A 25,962-nucleotide genomic window follows, 5' to 3' on the forward strand; every position below is an offset into this window, starting at 1 on the left:
CGGCTCACCGGTCAATCGGGTCGCGATACGTTTCCTTCACGAGGAGAACGCAAACCAGCGTAATGATGGCTCCGACGACTACATACCAGGAGACTGCCATTGAGTTCCCCGTCGAGGAGACAAGCCATGCGGCAATCAGCGGAGTCGGCGCACTCGAAACAATCCCGGAAAGCTGATATGCCGTAGACGACCCGCTGAACCGGTAACGTGTCGGATATTGCTCGGCGTATATCACGCCATGCAGCGAGCCCGTCGAAGCGTGACCGATGCCGAGACCGAGCACGAGGGCGATAGTGATGAGGACCGGATTCGCAGTGTTCAGCAGCCAGAACATCGGAAATGCATAGACTGCGAAGAAGATGGCGCCGAAGCCATACACGACCTTTCGCCCCACCTTGTCCGACAGCCAGCCGAACACCGGTTGCATCACGAGGTCGACGGCAGCTGCAATCAGCAAACCAGTCGACGCAACGCTACGCGGGAGATGAAGCGTACCCGTGATATACGTCAGTGCGTAGACCGTAATCAGGAAGTAACCGACATTGGCTGCTGTCTGGAAGAAGACCATGATGAGGGTCTTTTTCTTTTCGTTTTGCCAGACTTCGAGAAGCGGCACGCGCGATACGTTACCCGATGCCTTGACCTTCTCGAAGCTCGGCGGCTCACTCACCTGGAGCCGGATGTACATGCCAACGCACAGGAGAACCAGACTAAAAATGAACGGCAGCCTCCAGCCCCATGCGAAGAACTGCTGGTCAGGAAGCGCCGAAACCATCGCAAAGGCGCCAGTTGAAACCAGCAATCCTGCTGGCACGCCCATCTGCATTGTCGCGCCGAACAGCCCGCGCCGACCTTCCGGCGCATGCTCGACGGACATGAGCGCCGCGCCACCCCATTCGCCGCCGAGCGCAAAGCCTTGCACGACGCGTAAAGCGATGAGCAAGCCCGGGCTCCAGTAGCCGACCGCGTTATACGACGGAAGAAAGCCAATCGCTGCCGTACACAGCCCCATGACCAGCAGCGTGAAAACCAGCATTTTTTTGCGGCCCATCCGGTCACCGAAGTGACCAATCACCATACCGCCCAGAGGGCGCAGGATGAACGCCACGGCAAACGAGGCCATGGAGGCCAGCGTGGCCAGTTCGGGGGTCAGTTCGTTGAAGAAGACCTTCGGAAAGACCAGTGCGGCTGCGGTCCCATAGAGGAAGTAGTCGTACCATTCAACCGTCGTTCCGATGAACGAGCTCAACGCCGCTCGTGTCGATGTCGAGCGCGTCTCGCCACGCGCTACGCCCGCGGATGCTGCCAGATTTGCATTCATCATCTCACTCCAAACCTGCATGTAGTCATGGGTATGGGCGGCCCGGTCAATCGCCGGGCCGTCTTTCACGTCCTGATTAGACGTTGATGGTCACGCTCTTGCGCGAGGTATAGGCTTCGAGCGCCCCTTCAATGGAATACTCCGCGCCGATGCCGCTCTGCTTCGCACCGCCGTAGGACATGCCCGGAATCTGACCGCCTGCTCGATTGACCTGGAGCCAACCGGCGTCGATTTGCCCGGTCGCCTTCAGCGCCTTCGTGATGTCATTCGTAAACACATAAGCGGCGAGCCCATAGACCGTATCGTTCGCCCAGCGGATGACTTCGTCTTCGTCCGACCAGGGGATAGCCACCAGAACCGGTCCAAACACCTCTTCGCGCGCGACACGCCAGCTGTTGTCGACGCCAGTAAAGATGACGGGCTCGGGGAAGAATCCCTTCGCGTCTTCAACCGCCGGTGGCAGCGAGCCAGTCAGCACCTCGGCACCTGCATCGATGGCTTCCTTGATGAACGCGCGCACTTCCGAATACCGTTCGGCGTTGATGACTGCGCCAATGTCGCTGGATTCGTCGAGCGAATCGCCAATCTTCAGTTCCTTGACCTTTGCGACGAGCTTCGTCATCACCGCGTCCCACACGTCCTTGTGAACATAGAGACGTGAACCGGCCGTGCACGACTGGCCCTGGCGCGCAAAGCGCATCGCATTGATGATGCCGGTGACCGTCGCATCGATGTATTCCGGCGTTGCAGCATCCGGATAAACGATACAGGGGCTCTTGCCACCCAGTTCGAGCGTCGCATGTCCGATACGGTCGGCGACAGCGTGGCCGACAAGCTTGCCGACTTCCAGCGAACCCGTGAACGACACCTTGGCGACGTTGGGATGTGCAGCAAGAGGCGCTCCAGCGTCGATGCCGGTACCCGTCACGACGTTGAACACGCCCGCGGGGAAAAGGTCGGTAGCCAGTTCCGCAATCTTGATGACGGCCAGCGGCGCATCTTCAGCAGGTTTGAGCACCAGCGTGTTACCCGTGCCAAGTGCCATACCGATTTTCACTGCCGCCAGAACTACAGGCGAATTCCACGGGATGATGGCGCCAACGACGCCCAAGGGCTCACGCGTCGAGTAGCTGAAGAGGCCAGGGCCGAGCGGCAGGGTTTCGCCCTTCTGCTCAGCAATCACGCCGCCGTAGTAACGCAGCACTTCGGCCGCGCCCAGTACTTCCGGACGGCTCTGGGTGCGCAGTGCGTTTCCGCTTTCCGCTGCAAGCACGCGAGCGATTTCTTCGGCGTTCGCGGTCACGCGATTGCCCAGTTCTGTGAGCAACGCTCCGCGCGCACGCGAAGCCAGGCGACGCCACTTCGGGAACGCCGCTGCCGCGGCGGCGACCGCCGCCTTGACATCATCGGCGTCGCTCGCGCCGATGGTAGCGAGCTTCTCGCGACGCGACGGATTTTCGACGTCGAGAGTTTTGCCCTTGGCGGGAGTACGCCATTCGTTGTTGATAAGCAGACCCGTGATGCCATCCTTCGGCAAGACGACTTCAGCGGAGAGGTTCTCAGTACGGGAATTCACAATGTTTCCTTCGACGGTCCGTTTAGTTACTGGGCAGCCGGCAGGCTCAGACGCACGCCGAGCAGCTCTTCGTAGATCTCGTTCACGCTGGTGGAGTCCTTGCCGCCGAGGCCCTTCGCGCGAGCCGCGTTGTACGTCTGCAGAACGAGCTGGCCGAGGGGCATCGGCAGATTCGAAAACTCGTCGAGGCACAGCTTGATGTCCTTGTGCATCAGGTCGATGGCGAAGTTCGCGGGACGCTCTGCCGTGAAGAGTGTCTTCGGCAGGTAGTCGAGCATCTTGCTGCCCGCCAGGCCCGCAGTCAGTACATCGCAGAGCACGTCGAGCTTCGCGCCGGCCTTGACGCTCGCCGTGAGCACCTCGCCGAGTGCGACCGTATTGATGGCTGTGAGGAGGTTGTGGCTGAGCTTCGTCAGCTGACCCGCACCAATATCGCCGCAGTGCACGACACGGCCAGCGAGGACGTCGAACACCGGCTTCAGCTTTTCAAGGACGTCCGCCGAGCCACCGACCATGAGCACCAGCTTGCCGTTCTCTGCGCCGAGCACGCCGCCGCTTACGGGCGAATCGACGAATGCGACCTTTCGCTGCGCCGCGGTCGCTGCGATTTCCTTGGTCGTCGCCGGGTCGACGGTGCTGAAGTCAACGATGATTGCGCCTTCCGCCGCCGTCTTCAGCACGCCATCGGTGCCGGTTACCGCGTCACGAAGCGTCTTCGGGCTCGGAAGGCTCAGGAGGATTCGTTCGGCGTCGATTGCTGCATCTGCCGGGCTCTTCGTAGCGACAGCACCCTTGGCTGCCAGCGCTTCCATGGCAGCCTGGCTGGGGTCAAACACGCTCACCTGGTGGCCGGCAGCCACCAGCCGCGCTGCCATGCGACTACCCATGCGACCTACACCGATAAATGCAACCTTCATTTCGACTTCCTCCGACGGGGTTCGTATTGGAAAACGGGCACGCCGCTCAACACCATGATTCACAGGGGGTTTTCGCCTATGACCATGCTGTTTGACTGCCTGTGATGTGACTATAGGAAGACAAAAAGAGGAAAAAAAGACGACACTTTTTGACGCCATACGAAAGTTTTGCTTACTATTTAGCTGATCCAACCCGTGTCGACACGCCGATGCTCAATCTCAGCCGCCTCCGATTGCTCCACGAGTTGTCCGTTTTAGGGACGATTTCTGCCGTAGCCGATGCCGTACACCTGACGCGCCCTGCCGTCTCCCAGCAGCTGGCGCAACTCGAAGATGAGCTTGAGACCGTGCTTATCGAACGTTCAGGCCGCGGAGTGCAACTCACGCCCGCCGGTCGGCGCCTGGTCGCGCGAGCGACGGAGCTATTCGAGATGGTCGAGAAAATCGAAGCAGAAGTCGCAGCCGCGAACGTAGAAGTCAGCGGGGAGATTCGAATGTCCGCATTCGGGTCACTGGCCAGCAGCGTGGTCCCGCAAGCGATAAAAATGCTTCTGGAGGCGCACCCTCAACTCCATGTGCAGTTCACCGAACTGGAGCCATCAGAAGGGCTTCGCGCCGCCGCTGCGAAGCAGACCGATATCGCGATTGTTGATGACCTGGTGAGTGCGGAGGCACTCGCAAACGTCCTCGACTTCCAGCCCTTGTGTGTCGACCACTTCGACGCGGTAGTCGCATCGGGCCACAAGTTGTCAGGACGAAGGGCTATCCATCTTTCAGACCTGGCCCATGAGCGTTGGGCATTGAACCAATCTGCGGCGACGTATCACACGTTTCTCATGAACGCTTGCATTGCCGCCGGCTTTACGCCAAAGGTTATGTACAGCAGCCGCAACACCGCTGTCACTCTGGAAATGGTGAGAATCGGAGGCGCGGTAGCCGTGCTGCCCCGGTTAGGTCTGCAAAAGATTGAGGCGGATGAGGATTTTTCAGTCCTGCCGATTGAGCCCGTTCTTAATCGACGCGTCTTCACCGCGCTGCCGAAGGGGACTGCCAAACGACCCGCCGTTGCGGCGGTCCTGGACGCGCTTGTTATTGCATCTAGCGATGCCACGCAAATTTGAAACCGCTGTCACGAAATCGCTTTGGTAATGAGTACACCACTCGCGACACCATCACACTGCGCGTTTGCGATTGGTTTTTCCAACTGCGACTGACCACGGCGACCGCAACAACGTGACGGTCGTTCCCGCGCATCTGGCTGCGGAACTGGCCGATGCGTGCGACACACAGGACGATCTCGAACAGTACATCGGTCTGCGCATCGGCGCAGGCGAAACACTGTGGGGTGTGTTTCCCGCGAACGACGCAACGTGCGAACAGTATCGACAGTGGGTTGCTGACGGTCGCACTGCCATTGCCCAGTGCGCTGAGTGAACTCATGACGATCACAACTTCCGCGCCGAGTCGGCTTGCAAGCCCTGTCATCCCCACTCGCGAGCGAACCGTCACGACTTTCCAGAGTGAACCGCAGCTCGACGAGCATGGCGACCTGAACTGGATTCTTCGCACCGCCCAGTCGCCGCCGGCGATCTCGATCTCGCAAAGACGCCCCGAGTTCTCTGGCTTACGCGATAGCCTCAGAACAGGATCCGTTTGCGAGTCACCACACGGACCCGTTTTCTGCACACATTTAACGGCGGCGCTACACTCGAGCGGTTGTCGAAAGGCCGTGCCCACGGGCCTGCGCTTTGGCTTGCTCATTAGGCAAGCCAGGCGGAACAGCCGGCGCGCGGACGCTTCGATTGCACGATCAAGAACGACAAATCCCCACTCTCGGAGAGCCGCTCCATGACGACGCTAACAATCAACGGAGAAACTCATACGGTCGACGCGCCGCCCGACATGCCGCTGCTCTGGGTCCTGCGCGACGTCGTCGGCCTCACCGGCACGAAGTTCGGCTGCGGCATTGCCCAGTGCGGCGCATGCACGGTGCATCTCGACGGCGTGGCCGCGCGCTCGTGCGTGCTGCCCGTCGCGGCCGTTGCGGGCCGCAGGATCACCACCATCGAGGCCATCGGCGCGACCCCCGCCGGACAGAAGGTGCAGAAGGCGTGGCGCGAGATCGACGTGGTGCAGTGCGGCTACTGTCAATCGGGGCAGGTGATGTCGGCGACAGCGCTCATCGCCGTGAATCCGAACCCGAGCGACGCGGATATCGACGCCGCCATGGCGGGCAACATCTGCCGCTGCGGCACCTATGCGCGGATTCGCGCCGCCATCAAGCAAGCCGCGAAGGAGGCCTGAGATGTCACAGGGTCTCCTCGATGCGCAGAACGGCGCGCCAGAACGCAAGCAGCATGTCACAGCAAGCGGCCCACTCTCGCGCCGCACGTTTCTCAAGCTCGGCGCGGCGACGGGCGGCGGCCTGCTGCTCGGCATCAGCTTTTCTGCCGGCGCGCAGGGTGACAGCCAGACGCGTCAATCGGTCGTTGGCGGCGACGGCAACGAAGCGCCGCAAGACGGCGTGTTCGAGCCGAACGCGTTCGTGCAGATCGACCGCTCGGGCAAGGTCACGCTGATCGTCCCCAAGGTGGAGATGGGGCAAGGCGTGTACACCTCGATTCCGATGCTGATCGCGGAAGAACTCGAAGTGCCGCTCGATAGCGTCACGATCGATCACGCGCCGCCCAATGCGAAGCTCTTCACCGACCCGCTGCTGGGCGGCCAGCTCACGGGCGGCTCGACGTCGATTCGCTTTGCCTGGCAGCCCATGCGCGAAGCGGGCGCGGCCGCGCGCACCGTTCTGATTCAGGCGGCGGCGCAACAGTGGCAAGTCGATCCGGCCACCTGCCACGCCAAAGCAGGCGAGGTGCTGCACGATGCGAGCGGCCGGCGCGTCACCTATGGCCAGCTCGTCGATGCGGCCGCCCATCTGCCCGTGCCGCAGAAGGTGGCGCTCAAGGACCCGAAAGACTTCACGCTGGTCGGCAAGCCCACCAGGCGCCTCGACTCGCCCGAGAAGGTGAACGGCTCGGCGCTCTTCGGCCTCGACGTGCGTCTGCCCGACATGGTCTACGCCGCCATCGTGAACTGCCCTGTGTTCGGCGGCACGCTCGCGAAGGTCGACGACACCCACGCGAAGCAGGTTCCCGGCGTCACGCAGGTCGTGAAGATCGACAACGCCGTGGCCGTGATCGGCGCGCACACGTGGGCCGCGAAACGGGGCGCCGCGGCGCTCGTCGTCGAGTGGAACGAAGGCGCGGGCGCGAACGTTTCGATGCAGCAGATCGTCGCCGATCTCGCGAGCGCCTCGCAACGCGAGGGCGCCGTCGCGCGCAAGAATGGCGACGTGCAGCAGGGGTTCGGCACCGCAAAAACACGCATCGACGCCGTTTATCAGCAGCCGTTCCTTGCGCACGCAACGATGGAGCCGATCAACTGCACGGTCAACGTGCAGTCAGACGGCTGCGAAATCTGGGTGGGCACCCAGGTGCCCACGCGCGCCGTGGATGCCGCCGTGGCCGTCACGGGTCTGAAGCCCGAGCAGGTCACGCTGCACAATCACTTGCTTGGCGGCGGCTTCGGGCGGCGGCTCGAAGTCGATGCGATCACCCAGGCGCTCAAGATCGGCAAGCAGCTCAAGGTGCCGGTGAAGGTGTTCTACACGCGCGAGGAGGACATTCAGCACGACATGTACAGGCCGTACTACTACGACCGCCTTTCCGCCGGGCTCGACGCGAACGGCAAGCCCGTTGCCTGGCAGCATCGCATCGCGGGCTCCTCGATCATTGCGCGCTTTGCGCCCCCCGCGTTCCAGCACGGCGTCGACCCCGACGCCGTGGAAGTCGCCGCCGACCTGCCCTACGACCTGCCGAACCAGCTGATCGAATACGTGCGCCAGGAGCCGCATGCGGTGCCCACCGCGTTCTGGCGCGGCGTGGGGCCCACGCGCAGCACATTCGTGGTGGAGAGCTTCGTCGACGAACTCGCGGTGGCCGCGAAAACCGACCCGGTCACCTACCGCCGCAATCTGCTCGGCAAGTCGCCGCGCGCGCTCAACGTGCTCGACGTGGCCACGCGCGCCGCGAACTGGGGACCGCCCATGCCGAAGGGCCAAGGGCGCGGCGTCGCAGTGATGCACGCGTTCGGCAGCTTCCTCAGCATGGTCGCGGACGTCACCGTGGACGACGGCGAGGTGCGCGTGGACCGCGTGGTGTGCGCCGTGGATTGCGGCATGGCCGTGAATCCCGAGACCATCGAGGCGCAGATCCAGGGCGGCATCGTGTTCGGCATCACGGCCGCGCTGTGGGGCGAGATCACGATCGAGCACGGACGCGTCACGCAAACCAACTTCACCGACTACCGGGTCATGCGCATCGACCAGATGCCGGTGATCGAAGTGCATCTGGTGAAGAGCGCCGAAGCGCCCGGCGGGATCGGCGAGCCCGGGACTTCGGCGGTCATACCGGCCGTGGCGAATGCGATCTATGCGGCAACCGGAAAACGTCTGCGGCACTTGCCCGTGGGCCGCCAGCTCATGAACGCGGGCGCGTCCGCGCAATCGGCTTGAGGGAGCGAACCATGACGAAGACGATCGACGCATCCCAACGAGCCCGCGGCCTGCGCCGCGTTGCCGGCGCAACGCTCGCGCTCGCCGCATTCGCGTGCGTGAGCACGCGCCCCGCGCTCGCGGCGAGCGCAGCGGACGCCGCCACGATCCAGCGCGGCGCCTACCTCGCCGCCGTGGGCGACTGCGCGGCGTGCCACACCGCGCCGCACGGCAAGCCGTTTGCAGGCGGCCTGCCGATGAGCACACCGCTTGGCCGCATCTACACGACCAACATCACGCCCGACCCGGACACCGGCATTGGCGGCTACACGCAAGCGGACTTCGCGCGCGCCCTGCGCGAGGGCGTCGCCAAAGACGGCCACAACCTCTATCCGGCGATGCCTTATCCCTCGTACGCGAAGGTGCGCGACGAGGACGTCGCCGCGCTCTACGCGTACTTCATGCAAGGCGTGCAACCGGTCAGGCAGAGCAACCGCGACGCCGACATCAAGTGGCCGATGAACATGCGCTGGCCGCTCAAGATCTGGAACGCCGTCTTCCTCGAGAAAGGCGCGTACCAGGACAAAGCGGGCAAGGACGTGGCATGGAACCGCGGCGCGTACCTCGTGCAGGGTCTCGGCCATTGCGGCTCGTGCCACACGCCGCGCGGCATCGGTTTCAACGAGAAGGCGTTCGACGAAAGCGGCGACGCCTGGCTCACCGGCGCCGTGCTCGACGGCTGGTTCGCCTCGAACCTGACCGGCGCGCACAACACGGGCCTCGGGCGCTGGAGCGAAGCGGACCTCGCGCAGTTCCTGAAGACGGGCGCGAACCAGCACGCTTCGGCGTTCGGCGCGATGACCGATGTGGTCAACAAGAGCACCCAGGCCATGAGCGACACGGACGTCAACGCGATCGCGCTCTACCTGAAGTCGCTGCCCGCGAAGGGCGGCGACGGCGCACCGGCCTACGCCTATGACGCGCAGGCGACGAAAGTGTCGCTTTCGCGTCCGGCGAACGATGCGGGCGCGCGCGTCTACACGGCGTATTGCATGCATTGCCACGGCGCCGACGGGCGCGGCTTCGCGCCGATGTTCGCGCCGCTCGCGGGCAATCCGAATGTGCTGGAAAAAGACGCGTCGTCGCTCATCAACGTCACGCTCAACGGCACGGGCGATCTCGTGATCCAGGGCATGCCCGCGCCGTACCCCATGCCCGCTTATGCAGATATCCTAAGCGACAAGCAGATCGCCGATGTGCTCACGTTCGTGCGCGCGGGCTGGAACAACAAGGCAGGCGGGGTGGGCGTGGCGGAGGTAGCGAAGCTGCGCACGAGGACGCAGGCGGCGCGATAGGAAGATGTGTTGAAGCGAAACGCGCCGGCCATGAAGGCGGCCGGCGCGAGTGTCGCGAAACGCCAGTAGCGTTAGTGCGCGAGCGGTTGCGTCACGTCCTGGCCGAACCACTGCATGGAGATCTTCTTGAGCGTGCCGTCCTGCTTGAGCGAGGTGAGCGCGTCGTTGATCGCCTTCTCGAACTTCGGATTGCCCTTGCGGAACGGAATGGCCATTTCCTGATCGGCGCCCGGCAACACGGCGCCCGGACGCAGCGGCAGATTCGACGTCTTGATGATGTACGGCAGCATCAGGCGGTCGTCCATCGTTGCGTCGATGCGCTTCGTGGCCAGGTCGCGCAGCTTCTCGGGCGCGCCGGGATAGGTCTGCACGTTGATGCCGGGCACGGCGCGCGCCATCTGGTCATAGTTGGTGCCGAGCGTCACGCCGAGCTTCTTGTCGCCCTTGAATTCGTCGAGCGTCTTGAATTCGCGTTTGTCGTCGGAGCGCTGGATCAGCTGCGCGGCCGAGTACGTGTACGGCTGGCTGAAGTCGAGCGCCTGCTGGCGTTGCGGCGTGATGGTCACCTGATTGACGATCACGTCGAACTTGCCGGCCTGCAGCGCCGCGATAATACCGCTCCACTCGGTGGGAATGAACTCGGGCTTGACCCCGAGCTTGGCCGCCACGGCCTTCGCGACGTCCACGTCGAAGCCGACGAGGTCGCCCTTGCTGTCACGGGAATCGAACGGGGGATAGGTGCCTTCCAGACCGATCTTGAGCACCCCGGCCTGTTTGACGGAATCCAGCAGATCTTCCGCATGAGCGGAAATGGCGGTAAATCCAAGTGCCGATACGGCAAGCGCGCTTGTGAACAGGAGCTTCGTCAACTTCATTCAACCTCTCCTCTTTATGTGGATGTCTGGACTGCTTCGCGATGGCACATCAGCGCCCCCCGAGGCCGCGTCGCTAGAGAATACTACGATCGGCAGCGCGATCGTAGCCCGCACAACTGAGTACTTTCCCGTGCTGGGCGGCGCGCAGAACGGCGCAAATCGCCTTTGAGACCGGCTGCTTTCTGAAATGTAGGGATTCGCTTAATAGCGCGTTCACGCGCGGCGCAATCAGCCCGCGGCGGCGTTCATCGCCTTCACGGCCTCGAGCGCGCCGTCCACCATCCTGCTCACCACCGGCTCGACTTTCTGCGCGAGCGAAGGCTCATAGTCGAACGGCGCGGTCTCGCTCATGTAGGTCGACTGGCACATCTCGAGTTGCACCGCATGCACGCCGTCCTGCGGCGCGCCGTAGTGACGCGTGTTGTAGCCGCCCTTGAAGCGGCCATTCGCGATCCACGTGAAGTCGCTCGCGGCCGCCGCGCGCTCGACCGCCGCCTGCACCGCTGCCGCCGCCGTGCGCCCGTCCTGCGTGCCGATGTTCAGATCGGGCAGCTTGCCGTCGAATAGCCGCGGCAGCGCGCTCGCAATCGAGTGCGCTTCCCACAGCAGGACGTTGGCGTGCTGCGCGCGCAGGCGTTGCAGCTCGGCGCGCAGCGCGTCGTGATACGGCTGCCAGTATGCGGCGACGCGGCGTTGCCGCTCGTGCGCATCAGGCGCGCGGCCCTCGCGATAGAGCGCCTCGCCGCGGAACGTTTCGGTCGGACACAGCGAAGTCGTCGTCTGCCCCGGATACAGGCTTTCGTCGTTGGGCGGCCGGTTCAGGTCGATCACATAGCGCGACACGCTCGCACCGAGTATCGTCGCGTCCAGCAACTTCGCAAACGCATAGAGCCGGTCGAGATGCCAGTCGGTATCGGCCACCGTGAGCGCGATGTCCGTATAGGCGTCGCGCAGCGCCTCGGGAATCTGCGTGCCGAGGTGGGGAATCGAGATCAGCAGCGGCGCCGTGCCGCGTTCGAGCGTAAAGAGGTCGGTCATGGGGGCTCCGTTCGGTTGGCCGCGCGCTCACGCGCCGGCGAGGAGATGGTTCAACGCCTGGCGATAGCCGGCGTACAGGCGCGTTTCGTCGCGATGCCGGCGCTGCGCGACGACCTGCTCGCCGCCCACATAGACATCAAGCACCGGGGTCTCGCCATGCTCGCAGAACACCACGGAGGAAAGCCAGCTTGGCGGCGTCTGCTGCGCGAGGTTCGGATGCTGCGCGTCGAGCACGAGCCAGTCCGCGCGGGCGCCCTCCTGCAGCGCGCCCACCGCGCGCCCCGTCGCGCGCGCGCCGCCCGCGAGCGCCGCGTCGAAAAGACGGTCGGCCACCTGCGCCGTCTCGGGCGACGCGAGCACGTTGCGTTCGCGCCGCGTGAGCCGCTGCCCATATTCGAGCAGGCGCAATTCGGCGCGCCAGTCCACGCCGATATGGCTGTCCGAGCCGATGCCGAACGCGCCGCCCGCATCGAGATACTCGCGCGCGGGGAAAACGCCATCGCCAAGATTCGCTTCGGTCGTGAGGCACAGGCCCGTAATCGCGCCGCTCTGCGCGAGCGCAGCGGTCTCCCGCGCGTCGATATGCGTGGCATGGACGAGGCACCAGCGCGCGTTCACGTCGAAGCGATCGAGCAGCCATTGCACGGGCCGCGCGCCCTCGGTCGCGAGGCACGCGTCCACTTCGGCCGTCTGCTCGGCGATGTGGATATGCACCGGCGCGTGAGGAAGCGCGTGATCCAGGCCTTCCAGCAGCGCACGCAACGAGTCGTGCGAAACCGCGCGCAGCGAATGCGGCGCGACGCCATAGCGCAACGCGCCATGCTCGGGCCGCCACGCACGCAGCGCCTCGACAATGCCGAGCAACTGGTCGGGCGTGTTGATGAAGCGCCGCTGATCGTCGCGCGGCGCTTGCGCGCCGAAGCCGCTGTACTGGTAGAGCACGGGCAGCATGGTCATGCCGATGCCGGTGTCCTCTGCCGCCTCGACCACACGCTGCGCCAGTTCGGCGGGGCTCGCATAGCGCTGGCCGTCCTGCGCGTGATGCACGTAGTGAAACTCGCAGACGGAGGTATAGCCCGCCTTGAGCATTTCCACATAAAGCCAGCTCGCGACCGCAGCGAGATCGTCGGGCGTGATGCGCGCCGCGAAGCGGTACATCAGGTCGCGCCAGCTCCAGAAGCTGTCGGTCGGGTTCGCGCGATATTCGGTGAGGCCCGCCATGGCGCGCTGGAACGCATGCGAATGAAGATTAGGCATGCCAGGCGTGATCGGGCCCGGCGCACGCGCGACGCCTTGAGGCGCTTGCGCCAGATCGGGCGTTACGCCGCGCAGCGTGCCCGTAGCGTCCCATTCGAGCAGCACATTGCGGCGCCAGCCGCAGGGCAAATACGCATGGTCCGCGAAGAGCGCGTTCGTCATGGCAAGCGGAGGCATCGGGGGGCTCATGAAATCAGGCTCGCGCGATATCGAGTGTGACGGCCAGCAGCGCGCCTGCGCCGCGCGTTTCGAGGTCCACGGCCTGCGCCGCGTCCACGCGCAACGTGTCGGCGGGCGCGAGAGCGATGAAGCCGTCGCCCGCCACGCTCACCTCGACTCGACCTTGCACGGCATGCAGCAACACGGTCTGCGCATGCACACTGCGCCGCCCTGCCTCGCGCCACACTTCGAGCGCGCCGCGCGCGGCCTCGCGGCGCACCATCAGGTTGAACACGCGCACGGGGCCGGCGGCGATCCGTGCATCGATCGCCGATTCGCCGGCAAAGCGCGCGATGTCCAGGGCGCGATCGAGCGTATGTGTGGCGTGAGGCGCTTGTCCTCCTGCGCACGCTTCGTCCAGCTGCAAGGCGGCGCCCTCGATCAAGACGAGCGTGCGGTCGATGCCCGCGAAGCACGAAAACGGCCCGGCCTGCGCGATATCCGCGAGACTCGCGCGCCACGCGAACCCATCGGGCGGCGCGCCCGCTGCGCAACCCGTCGCGATTTCGCGCGTCACGCCGCCGCCGTTTTTCCAGGGCGCGGGCACGAGATCGACGCCACTCAGCAACGTCACTCTCGCGCCTGCCCTGCCTTCGGGTGCGGACGAGCGGCTCATGCGCGCGACAACACCGCTTGCAGGAAACTGCGCGTGCGCGGCTGTGCCGGCGCGGTGAAGATCGTCGAAGGCGGCCCCGACTCGACGATCTCGCCGCCGTCCATCACCACCACGACGTCGGCCACTTCCTTCGCGAAGCCCATCTCGTGCGTGACGACCACCATCGTCATGCCCTCGGAAGCCAGCAGCTTCATGACCTGCAACACCTCGCCGACCAGTTCCGGGTCGAGCGCCGAAGTCGGCTCGTCGAACAACATCACGCGCGGCTGCATGGCCAGCGCGCGCGCAATGGCGACACGCTGCTTCTGCCCGCCCGAAAGGCTCGCCGGCATCACATGCGCCTTGTGCGCGAGCCCGACTTTCTCGAGCAGCGCGAGCGCGGCGGACTCGGCCTGCGCCTTCGACGCCCCGCGCAACATGCGCGGCCCGACCGTGATGTTGTGCAGCACGGAGAGGTGCGGAAACAGGTTGAACGACTGGAACACCATGCCGACTTCGGTACGCAGCGCATTGAGCGCGCGGTCCTTGAGCATCGCGCCGTTATCCACGAGGCGATGACCGCAGATATCGACTGTGCCGCCCTCGGCCTGCTCCAGCCCGTTGCAGCAGCGCAGGAACGTGCTCTTGCCCGAACCGCTCGGGCCGATCACCACGACCACCTGTTGCGGCTGAATGTCGAAGTCGATGCCGTTGAGCACGAGGTGCGAGCCAAACGACTTCTTGAGTCCGCGAATGCGAACGATCGGATCCGGTTGCGCGCTCATTGCACCATCCCTCCGGCGCGCAGACGGCGCTCGACGCGATGCAGCGCATAGTTGGTCGTCTGCGTCAGCACGAGATAGACGAGCGCGATCACGAGGTACACCTCCAGCGAGCGATACGAAACGCTGATGATCTTCTGGCCTTCATGCATCAGGTCGTCGATCGTCAGCAGCGAGACCAGCGCGGAATTCTTGATGAGCGCGATGAATTCGTTGCCGAGCGGCGGAATCATGCGAACCACGGCCTGCGGGAGGATGATGGCGCGCATGGCCTGCCCCGACGACATGCCGATCGACCGCGCGGCTTCCATCTGCCCGCGATCGACGGACTGGATCGCGCCGCGCACGATCTCCGAGACGTAGGCCGCCGAATAGAGCCCGAGCCCCAGCATCCCGCAGACGAACGCCGGCAACAGGATGTTGAACTGCGGCAGTCCGAAAAACAGCAGGAACAGCTGCACGAGCAGAGGCGTGCCACGAAAGAACACGAGGTAGCCCGTGCAGAAGCCGTAAACGAGCCGCCGCTGCGGCGCGAGCCGGCCGATGCCGATCAGGAGGCCGAGCATGCAGCTGAGCACGAGCGCGGCGGCGGTCACTTCCACCGTGACCAGCGCGCCGTGTGCGATGTCGGCCCAACCGGCGATAGCCGGAGAGAAGTCGAGTTGCATGGATCAGATCCGCCGGGTCACTTCGAACTCGAGCCGAACCACTTGTTCACGATCTGGGCGTACGTGCCGTCCGCCTTGATCTTCGCAAGTGCCGCGTTCAGCGAATCGCGCAGCTGCGGTTCGTCCTTGCGCACGGCAATGCCATAGGCCTCCTTCGTCAGCTCCGTGTCGAGCACGCGAAATCCCGAGCGCGTGCGGGCGAACTGGTACGCGGCGGGCTTGCCGGTCACCGCGGCGTCGGCACGGCCAATGCCGACCAGGTCGAACATTTCCTGGTTCTTCTCGACCTCGACGCGCGTGACCTTCGGGTAGTTGTCGCGCAGGAAGTTCACCGACTTCGTGCCGACCTGCACCGAGACCTTCTTGCCGTCGAGATCGGCGAGCGTCTTGATGGGCGAGTCGGCCTTCACGAGTGCGACTAGGCCGCCTGCGAAATACGGCTGCGTGAAGTCCACCACCTGGCTGCGTTCGGGCGTGATGTAGATACCGGAGATCGCGGCGTCGAAGCGGTGCGCGATCAGCCCCGGAATCAGCCCCTTGAAGTCGATGTCGGTCCACTGGACCTGCTTGCCCATTGCCTTGGCGAGCGCGTTCATCAGGTCGACGTCAAAGCCGGTGCGCTGACCGTTTTCCGTGAACTCCATCGGCGGGAACGTCGCATCGGTCGCGACCTGGAGGACGTTCTGCGCCTGGGCGCTCGCGGTGCCGGGAGCGGCGGCGGCGAACATCGCGAGGGCGACGCACGTGGCGGACAGCAGTTTGTGCAGTTTCATGTTGGACTCCTGTGTGGTTTTTTGGGACGCTGCGGTTTTGGCTTCGTTCGCCGACTTCGTTCGTTGCGGTCAATCGGTCTGCAGGCGGGCGGAAATGGTGTGCGCGGTGCGCAAAGTCCAGTCGGCGAGCTGCAATTCGCGGCCCGCCACGCGCGAGGACGGCGCCATCAAGGTGATCGACGCGTTGGCCCCCGCGCCGCGCGCAACGCGCCGGAACACGGGCGCGCTCACGCCCCATACGCCGGGGTCGACTTCGCTTTCGCTCACCGCGTAGCCGCGCGCGCGAATCTGCTCCAGTTCCGCTTCCATGGCGGCGCGGCCCTTGGCGTCGCCGGCGAAGAGGCGATCGAGCGTCTCGCCGCGCGCCTTTTCGTGCATGAAAGCGAGCAATGACCTGGCCGACGCCCCGGCCTTGAGCGGCACCGCGCGTCCCTTCTCGAACGAGCAGCGCAGCGAATGCGTGCTTTCGACCATTTCGAGGCAGACCACCTGGTCGTTCACGGCGACGACGAGCCCGACGCTCTCCTGCGAGGTCCGCGCGAGTTGCAGCATGCCTTCGCGGCTCGATTCGACGAGCAGCGAATTGACATCGAAGCCAAGCGCAAGCTGCAGACTGATGGGGCCCGGCGCGTAGTAGCCGGCGTCTTCGGTCACGAAGCCCCAGCGCTTGAGCACCGCGACCTGGCGGTAAAGTGTGCTTTGCGCGAGCCCCGTGGCCGCGAGCATGTCCTTCGCGGACATCGCCTTGCCGCGGCTCGCGAGTGCCGAAAGCACCAGTAGCAGGCGCTCTGCGCCGGTAACACCGGGTTCCTGTTTCACCTGGAGGACGAAGGCTGAATTGATGCACCCAGCATGCCACGTCACTCCCAGAAATCAAAAATACGATTCCCAGTGAATGGGAATGAGACGAGAGGGTTTTCCCTGGCGATGTCCGATGTCCCGCGTGGGTCCGCGCGATGCGTTTCACCCGCTTCTGGTAATGTCACGCACATGCAAACGATCCTCTCCATCGAGAATCTCTCGAAAGTCTATGCATCGGGACTCCGGGCGCTCACGAACGTCAATCTGGACATTGCGCGGGGCGAAATCTTCGCGCTGCTGGGGCCGAACGGCGCCGGCAAGACGACGCTGATCAGCATCATCTGCGGCATCGTCAATGCGAGCGAAGGCAGTGTGCGCGTGGCCGGTCACGATATCCTCGCCGACTATCGCGCCGCGCGCTCGCTGATCGGCCTCGTGCCGCAGGAGCTGACGACCGACGCGTTCGAAACAGTCTGGGCCACCGTATCGTTCAGCCGCGGCCTGTTCGGCAAGCCGCCCAACCCCGCATATGTCGAGCGCGTGCTGCGCGACCTCTCGCTGTGGGAAAAGCGGAACAACAAGATCATGACGCTCTCGGGCGGCATGAAACGCCGCGTGCTGATCGCGAAGGCGCTCGCGCACGAGCCGCAAGTCCTGTTTCTGGACGAACCGACGGCGGGGGTGGACGTCGAGCTGCGCCGCGACATGTGGGAACTCGTGCGCGGGCTCAAGGCGAACGGCGTGACGATCATCCTCACGACGCACTACATCGACGAGGCGGAGGAGATGGCCGACCGCATCGGCGTCATCAACGCGGGCAAGATCATGCTCGTCGAGCGCAAGGACGTGCTCATGCGCAAGCTCGGCCGCAAACAGCTGACGCTGCAGCTCGACGCGCCGCTGAGCGCGATTCCGGACGGGCTCGCCACCTGGGGGCTGGAGCTGGCCGACGGCGGCACCGAACTCATCTATACGTACGACAGCGAAAACGAACGCAACGACATCATCACGCTGCTCAAGAACCTGAACGAGGCCGGCATCGGCTTCACGGACCTGAAAACGAGCCAGAGCTCGCTCGAGGACATCTTCGTGAGTCTCGTCCATAGAGACCCGGCGGCCGCTTCACGGCCCGCCGCAGCTTCGGTCGCAGAATACGGCAAAGGACAGGTAACCTCCCGATGAACCACTACGCAATTCGTGCCATCTACCGGTTCGAAATGGCGCGCACGCGGCGCACGCTGATGCAGAGCATTGTCGCACCGGTCATTTCGACCTCGCTCTACTTCATCGTATTCGGCTCCGCAATCGGTTCGCGCATCAAGGAAGTGAACGGTGTCAGCTACGGCGCGTTCATCGTGCCGGGCCTGATCATGCTGTCGCTGCTCTCGCAGAGCATCTCGAACGCGTCGTTCGGCATCTACTTCCCGCGCTTCACGGGCACGATCTACGAGCTGCTCTCGGCGCCCGTGTCCTACCTCGAAATCGTGGTCAGCTATGTCGGCGCGGCGGCGACCAAGTCGGTCGTGCTCGGGCTCATCATCCTCGCGACCGCGGCGCTCTTCGTGCCGATCCAGATCCAGCACCCCGTATGGATGGCGCTGTTCCTGCTGCTGACCGCGGTCACGTTCAGCCTGCTCGGTTTCATCATCGGCATCTGGGCGGACAACTTCGAGAAGCTGCAAATCGTCCCGCTCCTGATCATCACGCCGCTGACCTTTCTCGGCGGCGCCTTCTACTCGGTCGACATGCTGCCGACGGCGTGGAAGGTGATCACGCTATTCAACCCGATCGTCTATCTCATCAGCGGTTTTCGCTGGAGCTTCTACGGGCTCGCCGATGTCGACGTCGGCGTGAGTCTCGGCATGACGGCCGCCTTTCTCGCGGTGTTCCTCGCGATCACCGCGTGGATCTTCAAGACGGGCTACCGGCTGAAAACCTGACGTTAGCGAATCAACCGGGTGCCCGCCTCGAACTTCAGGCCGGCACCTCTCCCGGCGCGCCGTCGAGCGGCCGGTCCTTCGGGCCGTTCAGGGGAGCGTCGAACGAGCCGTCCAGAATACGCAGCTTGTCGGTCATATCGGGAAAGGCGTGACCTGCCGCGCGCAGCTCGTTCACGAGCCGGTGCGCAACGGCCCGGCAGTGGGCCAGCGTCTCATGCAGGCGCGGCTCCGACTGCAGACCGGTCACCGCCCTCTCCAGCTCCGGCGGAGCTTCGCTCAGCAGAGCCGGAACGACTTCGTCCGGCGGGATCAGCGAGCCGTGACTCAGCAGTTGCGCGGTCCAGTCGCAGCCGTACAGCAGTGCGCGCCGTTCGGCCCTGCGCGCTTCGTCCTGCTCGAGCGTGGCGAGGCTGTGGCGATTCTTCTGAATCTCGGCGCGCCACGGCGCCAGAATCTCGGCACGCAGCGCCGCTATCGCTTCGCCGAGCGCCGCGTTCTGCCCGCCCGCAACGAGGCGGCGTTCGTCGAGCCTGTCCACCTCGTCCCGGTAGCTTTCGAGGTACGCCAGCCAGTTCAACGGCAGCTCCGGCTTTTCGAAGAATGCGCGGCGCACTTCATTGAGTTCGTTGCGAATATCCTGCAGCGCCTGGTTATCGGCAAGACGCGCCTCATGCACGTCGTGAGCCGTCACCATCTGCCGATGCAGTGGAAAGAGTGGATTGCTGTAGCGCCGCTGCAGATGCCGCTCGGCCGCGCCCGGCCGGGCGCTCCATTTCCAGTTGGGCAACGATTTCGCGTCGAAATCGACCGCCTGGATCATCGGCCGGAACACGGACAGCGCTTCGTCGGTGGCGTGGCGAAAGCAGTCCGCCAGCTTGTAGTCGTTGCCTTGCAGGGAGGCGGCCACATCCCCCGCATAAGGCGAGTCGGGCCTGAGCCTCAGGGTGCCGGTGGCCAGAAAGAATTCCATCGGCAGTTCGACGCTCTGGCCTTCCAGTCTGAACGCGCGCTGCTCGGCGGAAATCGCCTCGACAGCACGCGCGAGGCGGTTTTCCTGATCGAGGAGCGCATCGATCGCGTCTCCCGACGACGGCTGCGCCGCGTCGGCCAGCAGGCAGAACGTCTCGCGTGCCATTCTCGCCGCGATGGTGCCGTGCTTCTCGGCAAAGAGCCAGAACCAGAGGGCGAGCTGGTAGCCCTTGACCCCATTTTGGGCGGTTGCTTCGACCTCGGGTGTGAATGCGATGCCAGGCGCGGCCCAGTTCGCAAACGGCGGCGTGCCGACGCCCTGATACATGCTCAGGAGTTGGCGTATCGATTCATGCGTATTGGCAGGCCAGTTGCGCGCCTCTTCCTGGCGCTTCTCGGTCTTCCAGAACCTCCAGTCCATTCTGCACCTCGCAAGAGAGCAAGAGTCTCGGTGCGACTCGCTGCGAGGGATACTTGCACACTCCGCCGAGGGCGTAAACCGGTGATGTCCGCGCTTGCCCTTTAGGCCCCGCTCAGTTCCTGATGGAGCGCGAGGAATTCGCGCGTGAGCTTGTGCGCCGGATCGAGGTGAACGACGGGCTTGGCCTGCTGATGCGATTCGCGAATCTTCACCGACGATGAAAGCCGCGACGACAGCACCGGCAACCCTTCATCGACGAGTTCGTCCACGAGTTGCTGCGGCAGGCTCGCGCGCGGCTGGAACTGGTTGATGACGATCCCTTCGACCGTGAGCGCGGCATTGTGGTCCTGCTGAATCTCCTTCACGTTCTCGAGCAGCGTGTAGAGCGCGCGGCGCGAGAAGTCGTCGCAGTCGAACGGAATGAGACAGCGCTCGACCGCGATCAGCGCCGAGCGCGTGTAGAAGTTCAGCGCAGGCGGCGTGTCGATGTAGATCGCATCGTACATGTCGAGCTCTTTGAGCGCGTCGCGCAGCTTGTAGATCTTGTAGCGCGACTCGAGCTTCCCATGCAGCGTGTCGAGATCGGGATGCGCGGGCATCACGTCCAGATTCTCGAAGGGTGTCGAATGAATGAACGACGTGACCTCGACCGGCCGGAAGCTGAACGTCAGCGCGGTTTCGAAGAAGTCGGCGACATTGGGCTTCGCGTCGGTGGAAGCCGCGCCGAGCAGGTACTGGCTCGAATTTGCCTGCGCGTCGAGGTCGATGACGAGCGTGCGCCGGCCCTCGTTCGCGCTGATCGCAGCGAGATTGCAAACGATCGTTGACTTGCCTACGCCACCCTTCTGATTGAACACCACGCGCCGCATGTCTTCGCTCCCCTGTTTCTCTCTCATTCAATGAGACGGATGGGGATGAGCATACCCGATGCGGCGGTGCAAAAAAGATTTTGGGTGGCGGTTTTCCAGCCAATGGCTAGTTATCTAACCGCTTCATTTTCCAGAGCCTGGCTGGTTATAACCCGCACCGTCGCAGGCATAACTCGCGGTGGCTGGCAGCGCCAGGACAAGCGATACAGCCAACAGGGCTGCAAAGATGCGCCGAGCTTTCATTTGCGTTTCTCCTGTTCAAAGGTACGCCGGTGCGTTAAGCATAGGTCAGCCGACTTACAGAGCGATTTCGCGTGATTACGGCATGAAGTCGCTGCTCAAGTGTGTCCCCAAAATCTGCGCTGCACCTGCATCACTTCTTCCTCGACCTCGGCTACGGGCCCGATCAGGTCAACGCGCTTCTGGCAATGATCGAAAACATGGCGCGACGACACACTCATCGTCGGATTCTCCGCGTGATTGCCCGTGGCCTGCAGCAGCCGCTCTTCCGTCATGCCGAACACCACGCGCCCAATGTTCGCCCAGTAGGCCGTGCCCGCGCACATGCAGCACGGCTCGACCGTCGTATACAGCGTGCAACTCCACAAGTATTGCGGCGTGAAGTTGAGCGCGGCGATGCGCGCGAGCACGGCTTCCGCATGATTGACGGTATCGACATTGCCCTGCTCGATGAGAACCGATTCCTGATCGGGCCCGACGAGAATGGCGCCAAACGGGTGATGGCCCAACTGCGTCGCGCGTTCCGCGATCACGCTTGCGTGCCGCAGATGGCGGACGATCTGTTCGCGCGTCGGCGCGAGCCCTTGCTCTGGGAATGCCGAAGCGTTCTGTTGCGGGGAAATGGTCAGGCTCAACGTGTGTCTCCTCCTCGTTGGCGGTGTTATTTCGGCAATGCGCCGTCTACGCCCTGCACGAACCAGTTCAGCCGCAGCAACTCGGCGTCCGGCAGCGACGTGCCGGCTGCCACCTTGATCGCGCCGCTCTGATCCTTGATCGGGCCCGCGAACGGATCGAATTTGCCGGCGATGATGTCGTCGCGCTTTTGCGCGAGCGCCTTTTGCGCGGCAGGCGATACGGTCGCGGTATTGATGTCGGCGAGATCGATGGCTTTTTCCTTGAGGCCCCACCACGTCGGCGTGTTGGCCCACGTGCCGGCTTGCACCTGTTCGATCAGGTGAGAGTAATACACGCCCCAGTAACTCACGCAAGCACCCAATTGGGCATTCGGGCCGAACTTCTTCATGTCGGAGTCCCAACCGAACGCGTGCACTTTCTTCTGCTCGGCCGTCTGCATCGTCGCCGTCGAGTCGGTGTTCTGGATCAGCACGTCCGCGCCCTGGCCGATCAGCGTTTCGGCGGCCTGTTTCTCCTTGCCCGGATCGAACCAGCTATTGATCCAGATAACTTTGACCTTCGCATTCGGATTGACCGAACGCGCGCCCATCGTGAAGGCGTTGATGTTGCGCACCACTTCGGGCACCGGCACCGAGGCGACGAAGCCGAGCGTATTCGTCTTCGTCGTATAGCCGCCCACGAGCCCGGCCAGATACGCGCTCTGGTACGTGCGCACGTCATAGGTCGCGAAGTTCGCGGCCTTCTTGTATCCCGTCGCATGCTCGAAGACGACGTCGGGATAATCCTTTGCGGTCTTCAGTTCGAAGTCCTGAAAGCCGAAGCTCGAGCCCACGATGATCTTGTTGCCCTTGCTCGCGAGGTCGCGAAACACGCGCTCCGAGTCGGCGGATTCGGGCACGTTCTCCACACGTGTGACCTTGATCTTGCCGCCGTATTTCGCTTCGATCGCCTTCACGCCCTGTTCGTGCGCGTAGGTCCAGCCTGCGTCGCCAGGGTTGCCGAGATAGACGAACGCGACGCCCATCGGGGCCGCAGCGATGGCGGTAGGGCTCAACGCGACCCAGGTGCCGAGCGTGGCGAACAGCGCAGCCACGAGGCGCAGTGAGCGCACCGACGCGCGAGCGAATCTTGTTGCCATGAGGTCTCCGAAACAGGGAATGGAAAGGTCAGATACTGGTCAGTCAAAATTGAGGCCGAAATTTCGATTCATTATGTGATGAATAACGGAATCGATATAACGCTCAACGCGCCGTTGAAGCACGGAATCGTCGATGGCTTCACGCTGGAACGCGTCGTGCTTGCTAATCCCCTTACCCCTTCAACCTTTGCGCTCGGGAGACCTGTCATGCAAACCGCACTCGCCACGGATTTTTCGCACGTCAAGCCGCAGGACACCTCGTTCACGGGCGGCGGGCTGCGCGACTTCTTTGTCTATCGCGACCTGGGCATTGCGAAAGCCACGCATGGCAAGGTGGTCGCGCAACTCGTCAGGGCAAATCTTGCGCCGGAACTGGGCACGGGCTGGCACCGGCATGAGGCAGAGTTTCATATCGTCATCATGCTCAAGGGCTGGGCGCGCTTCATGTACGGCGAGAAGGAAACGCTCGTCGAAGCGGGCGACTGCGTGCATCAGGCGCCGGGCATCGCCCATTACCTCTTCGATTACTCGCCCGACATGGAGTACCTCGAAATCGTGAGCCCCGCCGACTTCAAGTCGATCGATGTGGATGCGCCCTGCGCCGTGCCCGCGCCGACGCCCTGGCAAGCGAGCCCCGCAATCTAAGGCGCTAGCCCCGGTTGGGCTGCGTTTCGGCGGCGCGGCTGATTGCCGTTGCCGCATGCGCGTCGGCGTCGAGCAGCGCACGCAGCGTTACCCGATCGTCGCCCATCGCCTCTGGCGCCGCGATGCGCCGCGTGCGCGGCTCGTGGTCGTGAATCGTCGAACGCACGAGCGGATAGATCTGCGTGTCCCAGCGGCGCCCATTGAAGACGCCGTAGTGGCCCACGCCCGTCTGCACATGATGCGTCTTCATATAAGGGCGCAGCCCCCGGCACAGGTCATGGGCGGCAACGGTCTGGCCGACCGCGCAGATATCGTCCTTCTCGCCTTCGATCGTGAGCAGCGCGGTGCGGCGAATCGCATGCGGCTCCACGAGGCGCTCGCCCACCTTGAGCTTGCCTGACGGCAGGGCGTATTCCTGAAACACCGAGCTGACCGTTTCCAGGTAGAACTCCGCGGTGAGATCGGAGGTGGCGAAGTACTCGCGATAGAACACGTTGAGCGCATCCGCTCTCGTGGGGTCGCCCTTCGCCCGTTCGTGGCGCATCTCCTCGAACGAAGCGATGTGACGCTCCAGGTTCATCGACATGAACGCACTGAGCTGCACGAAACCCGGGTACACGCGCCGCTGCGCGCCGGGAAAACCGCCTGGCACCGCGCTGATGAGATTGCGCTCGAACCACGTGATCGGCTTGCTGTTGGCGAGTTCGTTGACCTTGGTGGGATTCACCCGGCAATCGATCGGTCCCGCCATCAGCGTCATGCTCGCGGGCTGCGCGGGATCGTTGTCGGCGGCCATCAACGATACGGCCGCGAGCGCCGCGACCGTCGGCTGGCAGATCGCCACCAGATGTGCATCGGGGCCGATGCGCCGAATGAAGGACATGACGTGCTCGACGTATTCGTCGAAGCCGAAGCGCCCCGCCGATAAAGGCACGTCGCGCGGGTTGTGCCAGTCGGTGATATAGACGTCGTGATCGGCGAGCATGGTGCGCACGGTGCCGCGCAGCAGCGTCGCGAAATGCCCCGACATCGGCGCGACGAGCAGCACGCGCGGCTGTGGCGTGGCGACGTCCTTGCGAAAGTGGAGCAACGTGGCGAATGGCGTGCGCTTGACGACGGCTTCGGTCACCGGCGTGCGCACGCCACAGACCTCCACCCCATCGATTTCGAACGGCGGCCGCGCGTGCGAGAGCCCGGCAAGCTCGATCTGCTCCCACCAGGCGTCGAGATAGCGCGCGTCGAAGCCGCACGCGAACGCGGGCCACGCCGCGAGCGCCGCGCGGGAGAACGACGCGGTGGTGCGCCCGAACCTCGTCACGTCCGCGATCGTCTGGTAGGCCAGATAGGCGAGCAGGTTCATGGGCAGAGATCCCGATTGTCTTGAACGCGAAGCGAAGCAGGCAATACGTATGCCAGAAGCGTTCATTGGCACAGTGCTTGCACTTTCCCGGCATGGCGCGCTTGCACTCGCGCCCTGGCCGGCGCGCTGCGCCACGGCAGCACGGCGCGGACGCTTCGCAGGAAGCGGCGGCATTGCCTTCCTGCATGCCGCAATGTAGTGCGGCCAGTTGGCGTGAGCGGTGCATGCAGGGGCGATGCGCGCATTCGGTGCATGCGGCTGCCTGCCCGTCGCACTGTTTGCCGTCATGTCCTCACCGTTCAGGAGCCCCCATGAGTCAGACGAATACGACCCTGACGATCAGCAGCCGGAACTATTCGTCGTGGTCCATGCGCGGCTGGCTGCTTGCCAGACTCGCCGGACTCGAATTCGACACGGTGACGGTGCCGCTCGACGACGCGGCCACGCGTGCCGAACTGCTGCTGCTCTCGCCTTCGATTCTCGTTCCCTGCCTGCGCCACGACGGCATCGCGGTCTGGGACACGCTCGCGATCTGCGAATACCTCAACGAGATCCAGCCGCAGGCGCAGCTGTTGCCCGCGGACCGCACGGCGCGCGCGCACTGCCGCTCGGTGTGCGGGGAAATGCATTCGGGCTTCAGCGCTTTGCGCTCCGCGCTGCCGATGAACCTGCGCGGCCACTTTCCGAACTTTCGCGTCTGGTCGCGTGCGCAGGACGACATCGGGCGCATTGTGACCATCTGGCGCGAATGCCTGCAGAAGCATGGTGGCCCGTGGCTCTTTGGCGAGATCGGCGCGGCGGACGCGATGTATGCGCCCGTCGTCACGCGCCTGCTCACCTATGACGTGCCGATCGACCCCGACATCGGCGACTACTGCATGCGCGTGCTCAAGCAGCCTTACGTCGCGGAATGGATTGCAGCGGCCCAGTCGGAAACCGAGGACATCGACGAACTCGATATGGAGTTCTGAGCGTCGCCGCGCACCAACATCGAGCACACGTTGCCGCCGCGATCGGC

Annotated in this window: 25 protein-coding genes; 8 read left to right on the plus strand and 17 right to left on the minus strand. The window is 64.0% G+C overall.

Translation table 11 applies throughout. From position 1 onward, the window contains the following. Positions 1–4: 4 nt before the first annotated feature. From A3CW_RS48050 to A3CW_RS0130320, 3 genes are read right to left on the minus strand one after another with little or no spacing between them, the layout of a single operon-like run. Positions 5–1,390, minus strand: a complete 1,386-nt coding sequence (locus A3CW_RS48050) for an MFS transporter (RefSeq protein ID WP_211254097.1) — start codon at positions 1,388–1,390, stop codon at positions 5–7. 7 nt (positions 1,391–1,397) lie between these two features. Beyond that, on the minus strand, positions 1,398–2,897 hold the full coding sequence (locus tag A3CW_RS0130315; RefSeq protein ID WP_245623780.1) for an aldehyde dehydrogenase family protein: 1,500 nt from the start codon (positions 2,895–2,897) through the stop codon (positions 1,398–1,400). 26 nt (positions 2,898–2,923) lie between these two features. Continuing rightward, on the minus strand, positions 2,924–3,814 hold the full coding sequence (locus tag A3CW_RS0130320) for an NAD(P)-dependent oxidoreductase (RefSeq protein ID WP_035514417.1): 891 nt from the start codon (positions 3,812–3,814) through the stop codon (positions 2,924–2,926). A 209-nt stretch (positions 3,815–4,023) separates the two neighbouring features. On the opposite strand from A3CW_RS0130320, the gene A3CW_RS0130325 reads away from it, so the two are divergent. Continuing rightward, complete coding sequence (locus tag A3CW_RS0130325; protein WP_028206913.1) at positions 4,024–4,935, plus strand: LysR family transcriptional regulator; 912 nt, start codon at positions 4,024–4,026, stop codon at positions 4,933–4,935. Here A3CW_RS0130325 and A3CW_RS52595 read toward each other — a convergent pair. Next, positions 4,913–5,299, minus strand: a complete 387-nt coding sequence (locus A3CW_RS52595) for a hypothetical protein (RefSeq protein ID WP_154678076.1) — start codon at positions 5,297–5,299, stop codon at positions 4,913–4,915. The genes A3CW_RS0130325 and A3CW_RS52595 overlap by 23 nt on opposite strands. 363 nt (positions 5,300–5,662) lie before the next feature. Between A3CW_RS52595 and A3CW_RS0130335 the strand changes: the two genes are divergently transcribed. Genes A3CW_RS0130335 through A3CW_RS0130345 form a run of 3 tightly spaced genes read left to right on the plus strand, consistent with a single transcriptional unit; the run spans position 5,663 to position 9,718 of the window. Next, positions 5,663–6,118: a (2Fe-2S)-binding protein gene (locus A3CW_RS0130335; RefSeq protein WP_028206915.1), complete on the plus strand. Its 456-nt coding sequence runs from the start codon at positions 5,663–5,665 to the stop codon at positions 6,116–6,118. A 1-nt stretch (position 6,119) separates the two neighbouring features. Further along, the gene (locus A3CW_RS0130340) at positions 6,120–8,384 is read left to right on the plus strand and encodes a xanthine dehydrogenase family protein molybdopterin-binding subunit (protein ID WP_028206916.1); all 2,265 of its coding nucleotides are present in this window, start codon (positions 6,120–6,122) and stop codon (positions 8,382–8,384) included. An 11-nt stretch (positions 8,385–8,395) separates the two neighbouring features. Then, positions 8,396–9,718, plus strand: coding sequence for a c-type cytochrome (locus A3CW_RS0130345; protein ID WP_028206917.1), 1,323 nt, complete (start codon positions 8,396–8,398; stop codon positions 9,716–9,718). A gap of 71 nt (positions 9,719–9,789) precedes the next feature. On the opposite strand, the gene A3CW_RS0130350 is transcribed toward A3CW_RS0130345, so the two are convergent. From A3CW_RS0130350 to A3CW_RS0130385, 8 genes are all read right to left on the minus strand, one after another. After that, positions 9,790–10,593, minus strand: a complete 804-nt coding sequence (locus A3CW_RS0130350; protein WP_028206918.1) for a transporter substrate-binding domain-containing protein — start codon at positions 10,591–10,593, stop codon at positions 9,790–9,792. A 228-nt stretch (positions 10,594–10,821) separates the two neighbouring features. Continuing rightward, a complete protein-coding gene (gene hutG, locus A3CW_RS0130355; RefSeq protein ID WP_028206919.1) occupies positions 10,822–11,631 on the minus strand; it encodes an N-formylglutamate deformylase in 810 nt (269 codons plus the stop codon). 27 nt (positions 11,632–11,658) lie between these two features. Then, a complete protein-coding gene (locus A3CW_RS0130360; RefSeq protein WP_407669778.1) occupies positions 11,659–13,065 on the minus strand; it encodes a formimidoylglutamate deiminase in 1,407 nt (468 codons plus the stop codon). Positions 13,066–13,081: 16 nt separating this feature from the next. Beyond that, positions 13,082–13,681 carry a HutD/Ves family protein gene (locus tag A3CW_RS0130365; RefSeq protein ID WP_322787973.1) on the minus strand — a complete coding sequence of 200 codons (600 nt, stop codon included), beginning with the start codon at positions 13,679–13,681 and terminating at the stop codon, positions 13,082–13,084. Positions 13,682–13,719: 38 nt separating this feature from the next. Next, positions 13,720–14,487, minus strand: a complete 768-nt coding sequence (locus tag A3CW_RS0130370) for an amino acid ABC transporter ATP-binding protein (protein WP_028206922.1) — start codon at positions 14,485–14,487, stop codon at positions 13,720–13,722. After that, complete coding sequence (locus A3CW_RS0130375; protein ID WP_028206923.1) at positions 14,484–15,152, minus strand: amino acid ABC transporter permease; 669 nt, start codon at positions 15,150–15,152, stop codon at positions 14,484–14,486. The genes A3CW_RS0130370 and A3CW_RS0130375 overlap by 4 nt, the downstream gene beginning before the upstream one ends. A gap of 17 nt (positions 15,153–15,169) precedes the next feature. Continuing rightward, positions 15,170–15,925 carry a transporter substrate-binding domain-containing protein gene (locus tag A3CW_RS0130380; protein ID WP_028206924.1) on the minus strand — a complete coding sequence of 252 codons (756 nt, stop codon included), beginning with the start codon at positions 15,923–15,925 and terminating at the stop codon, positions 15,170–15,172. Positions 15,926–15,994: 69 nt separating this feature from the next. After that, complete coding sequence (locus tag A3CW_RS0130385) at positions 15,995–16,744, minus strand: IclR family transcriptional regulator (protein ID WP_028206925.1); 750 nt, start codon at positions 16,742–16,744, stop codon at positions 15,995–15,997. 171 nt (positions 16,745–16,915) lie between these two features. On the opposite strand from A3CW_RS0130385, the gene A3CW_RS48055 reads away from it, so the two are divergent. Together A3CW_RS48055 and A3CW_RS0130395 are read left to right on the plus strand one after the other, a co-directional pair. Next, on the plus strand, positions 16,916–17,908 hold the full coding sequence (locus tag A3CW_RS48055; protein WP_081771878.1) for an ABC transporter ATP-binding protein: 993 nt from the start codon (positions 16,916–16,918) through the stop codon (positions 17,906–17,908). Further along, entirely contained in the window at positions 17,905–18,666 is a 762-nt protein-coding gene (locus tag A3CW_RS0130395; RefSeq protein ID WP_028206926.1) for an ABC transporter permease, read from the plus strand. The genes A3CW_RS48055 and A3CW_RS0130395 overlap by 4 nt, the downstream gene beginning before the upstream one ends. Before the next feature lie 34 nt (positions 18,667–18,700). Here the strand turns inward: A3CW_RS0130395 and A3CW_RS48060 are convergent, their stop codons facing one another. The 4 genes from A3CW_RS48060 to A3CW_RS0130415 all read right to left on the minus strand — a co-directional run bounded on the left by A3CW_RS48060 (position 18,701) and on the right by A3CW_RS0130415 (position 22,939). Beyond that, the gene (locus A3CW_RS48060) at positions 18,701–20,056 is read right to left on the minus strand and encodes a hypothetical protein (protein WP_051481809.1); all 1,356 of its coding nucleotides are present in this window, start codon (positions 20,054–20,056) and stop codon (positions 18,701–18,703) included. Positions 20,057–20,157: 101 nt separating this feature from the next. Further along, positions 20,158–20,925: a ParA family protein gene (locus tag A3CW_RS0130405; protein ID WP_028206927.1), complete on the minus strand. Its 768-nt coding sequence runs from the start codon at positions 20,923–20,925 to the stop codon at positions 20,158–20,160. 338 nt (positions 20,926–21,263) lie between these two features. After that, entirely contained in the window at positions 21,264–21,800 is a 537-nt protein-coding gene (locus tag A3CW_RS0130410; RefSeq protein WP_028206928.1) for a nucleoside deaminase, read from the minus strand. A 26-nt stretch (positions 21,801–21,826) separates the two neighbouring features. Continuing rightward, positions 21,827–22,939 carry a BMP family ABC transporter substrate-binding protein gene (locus A3CW_RS0130415; RefSeq protein ID WP_028206929.1) on the minus strand — a complete coding sequence of 371 codons (1,113 nt, stop codon included), beginning with the start codon at positions 22,937–22,939 and terminating at the stop codon, positions 21,827–21,829. A gap of 207 nt (positions 22,940–23,146) precedes the next feature. On the opposite strand from A3CW_RS0130415, the gene A3CW_RS0130420 reads away from it, so the two are divergent. After that, the gene (locus A3CW_RS0130420; protein WP_028206930.1) at positions 23,147–23,584 is read left to right on the plus strand and encodes a cupin domain-containing protein; all 438 of its coding nucleotides are present in this window, start codon (positions 23,147–23,149) and stop codon (positions 23,582–23,584) included. 4 nt (positions 23,585–23,588) lie between these two features. On the opposite strand, the gene A3CW_RS0130425 is transcribed toward A3CW_RS0130420, so the two are convergent. Continuing rightward, positions 23,589–24,944 carry a polyhydroxyalkanoate depolymerase gene (locus tag A3CW_RS0130425; RefSeq protein WP_028206931.1) on the minus strand — a complete coding sequence of 452 codons (1,356 nt, stop codon included), beginning with the start codon at positions 24,942–24,944 and terminating at the stop codon, positions 23,589–23,591. Positions 24,945–25,255: 311 nt separating this feature from the next. Here A3CW_RS0130425 and A3CW_RS0130435 point away from each other — a divergent pair, with 311 nt between their 5' ends. Next, positions 25,256–25,915 (plus strand): glutathione S-transferase family protein, encoded by a 660-nt coding sequence (locus tag A3CW_RS0130435; RefSeq protein WP_028206932.1) that lies wholly within the window; start codon positions 25,256–25,258, stop codon positions 25,913–25,915. Positions 25,916–25,962: the final 47 nt, after the last annotated feature.

It is taken from the genome of Paraburkholderia nodosa DSM 21604, assembly GCF_000519185.1.
Lineage (GTDB): Bacteria > Pseudomonadota > Gammaproteobacteria > Burkholderiales > Burkholderiaceae > Paraburkholderia > Paraburkholderia nodosa.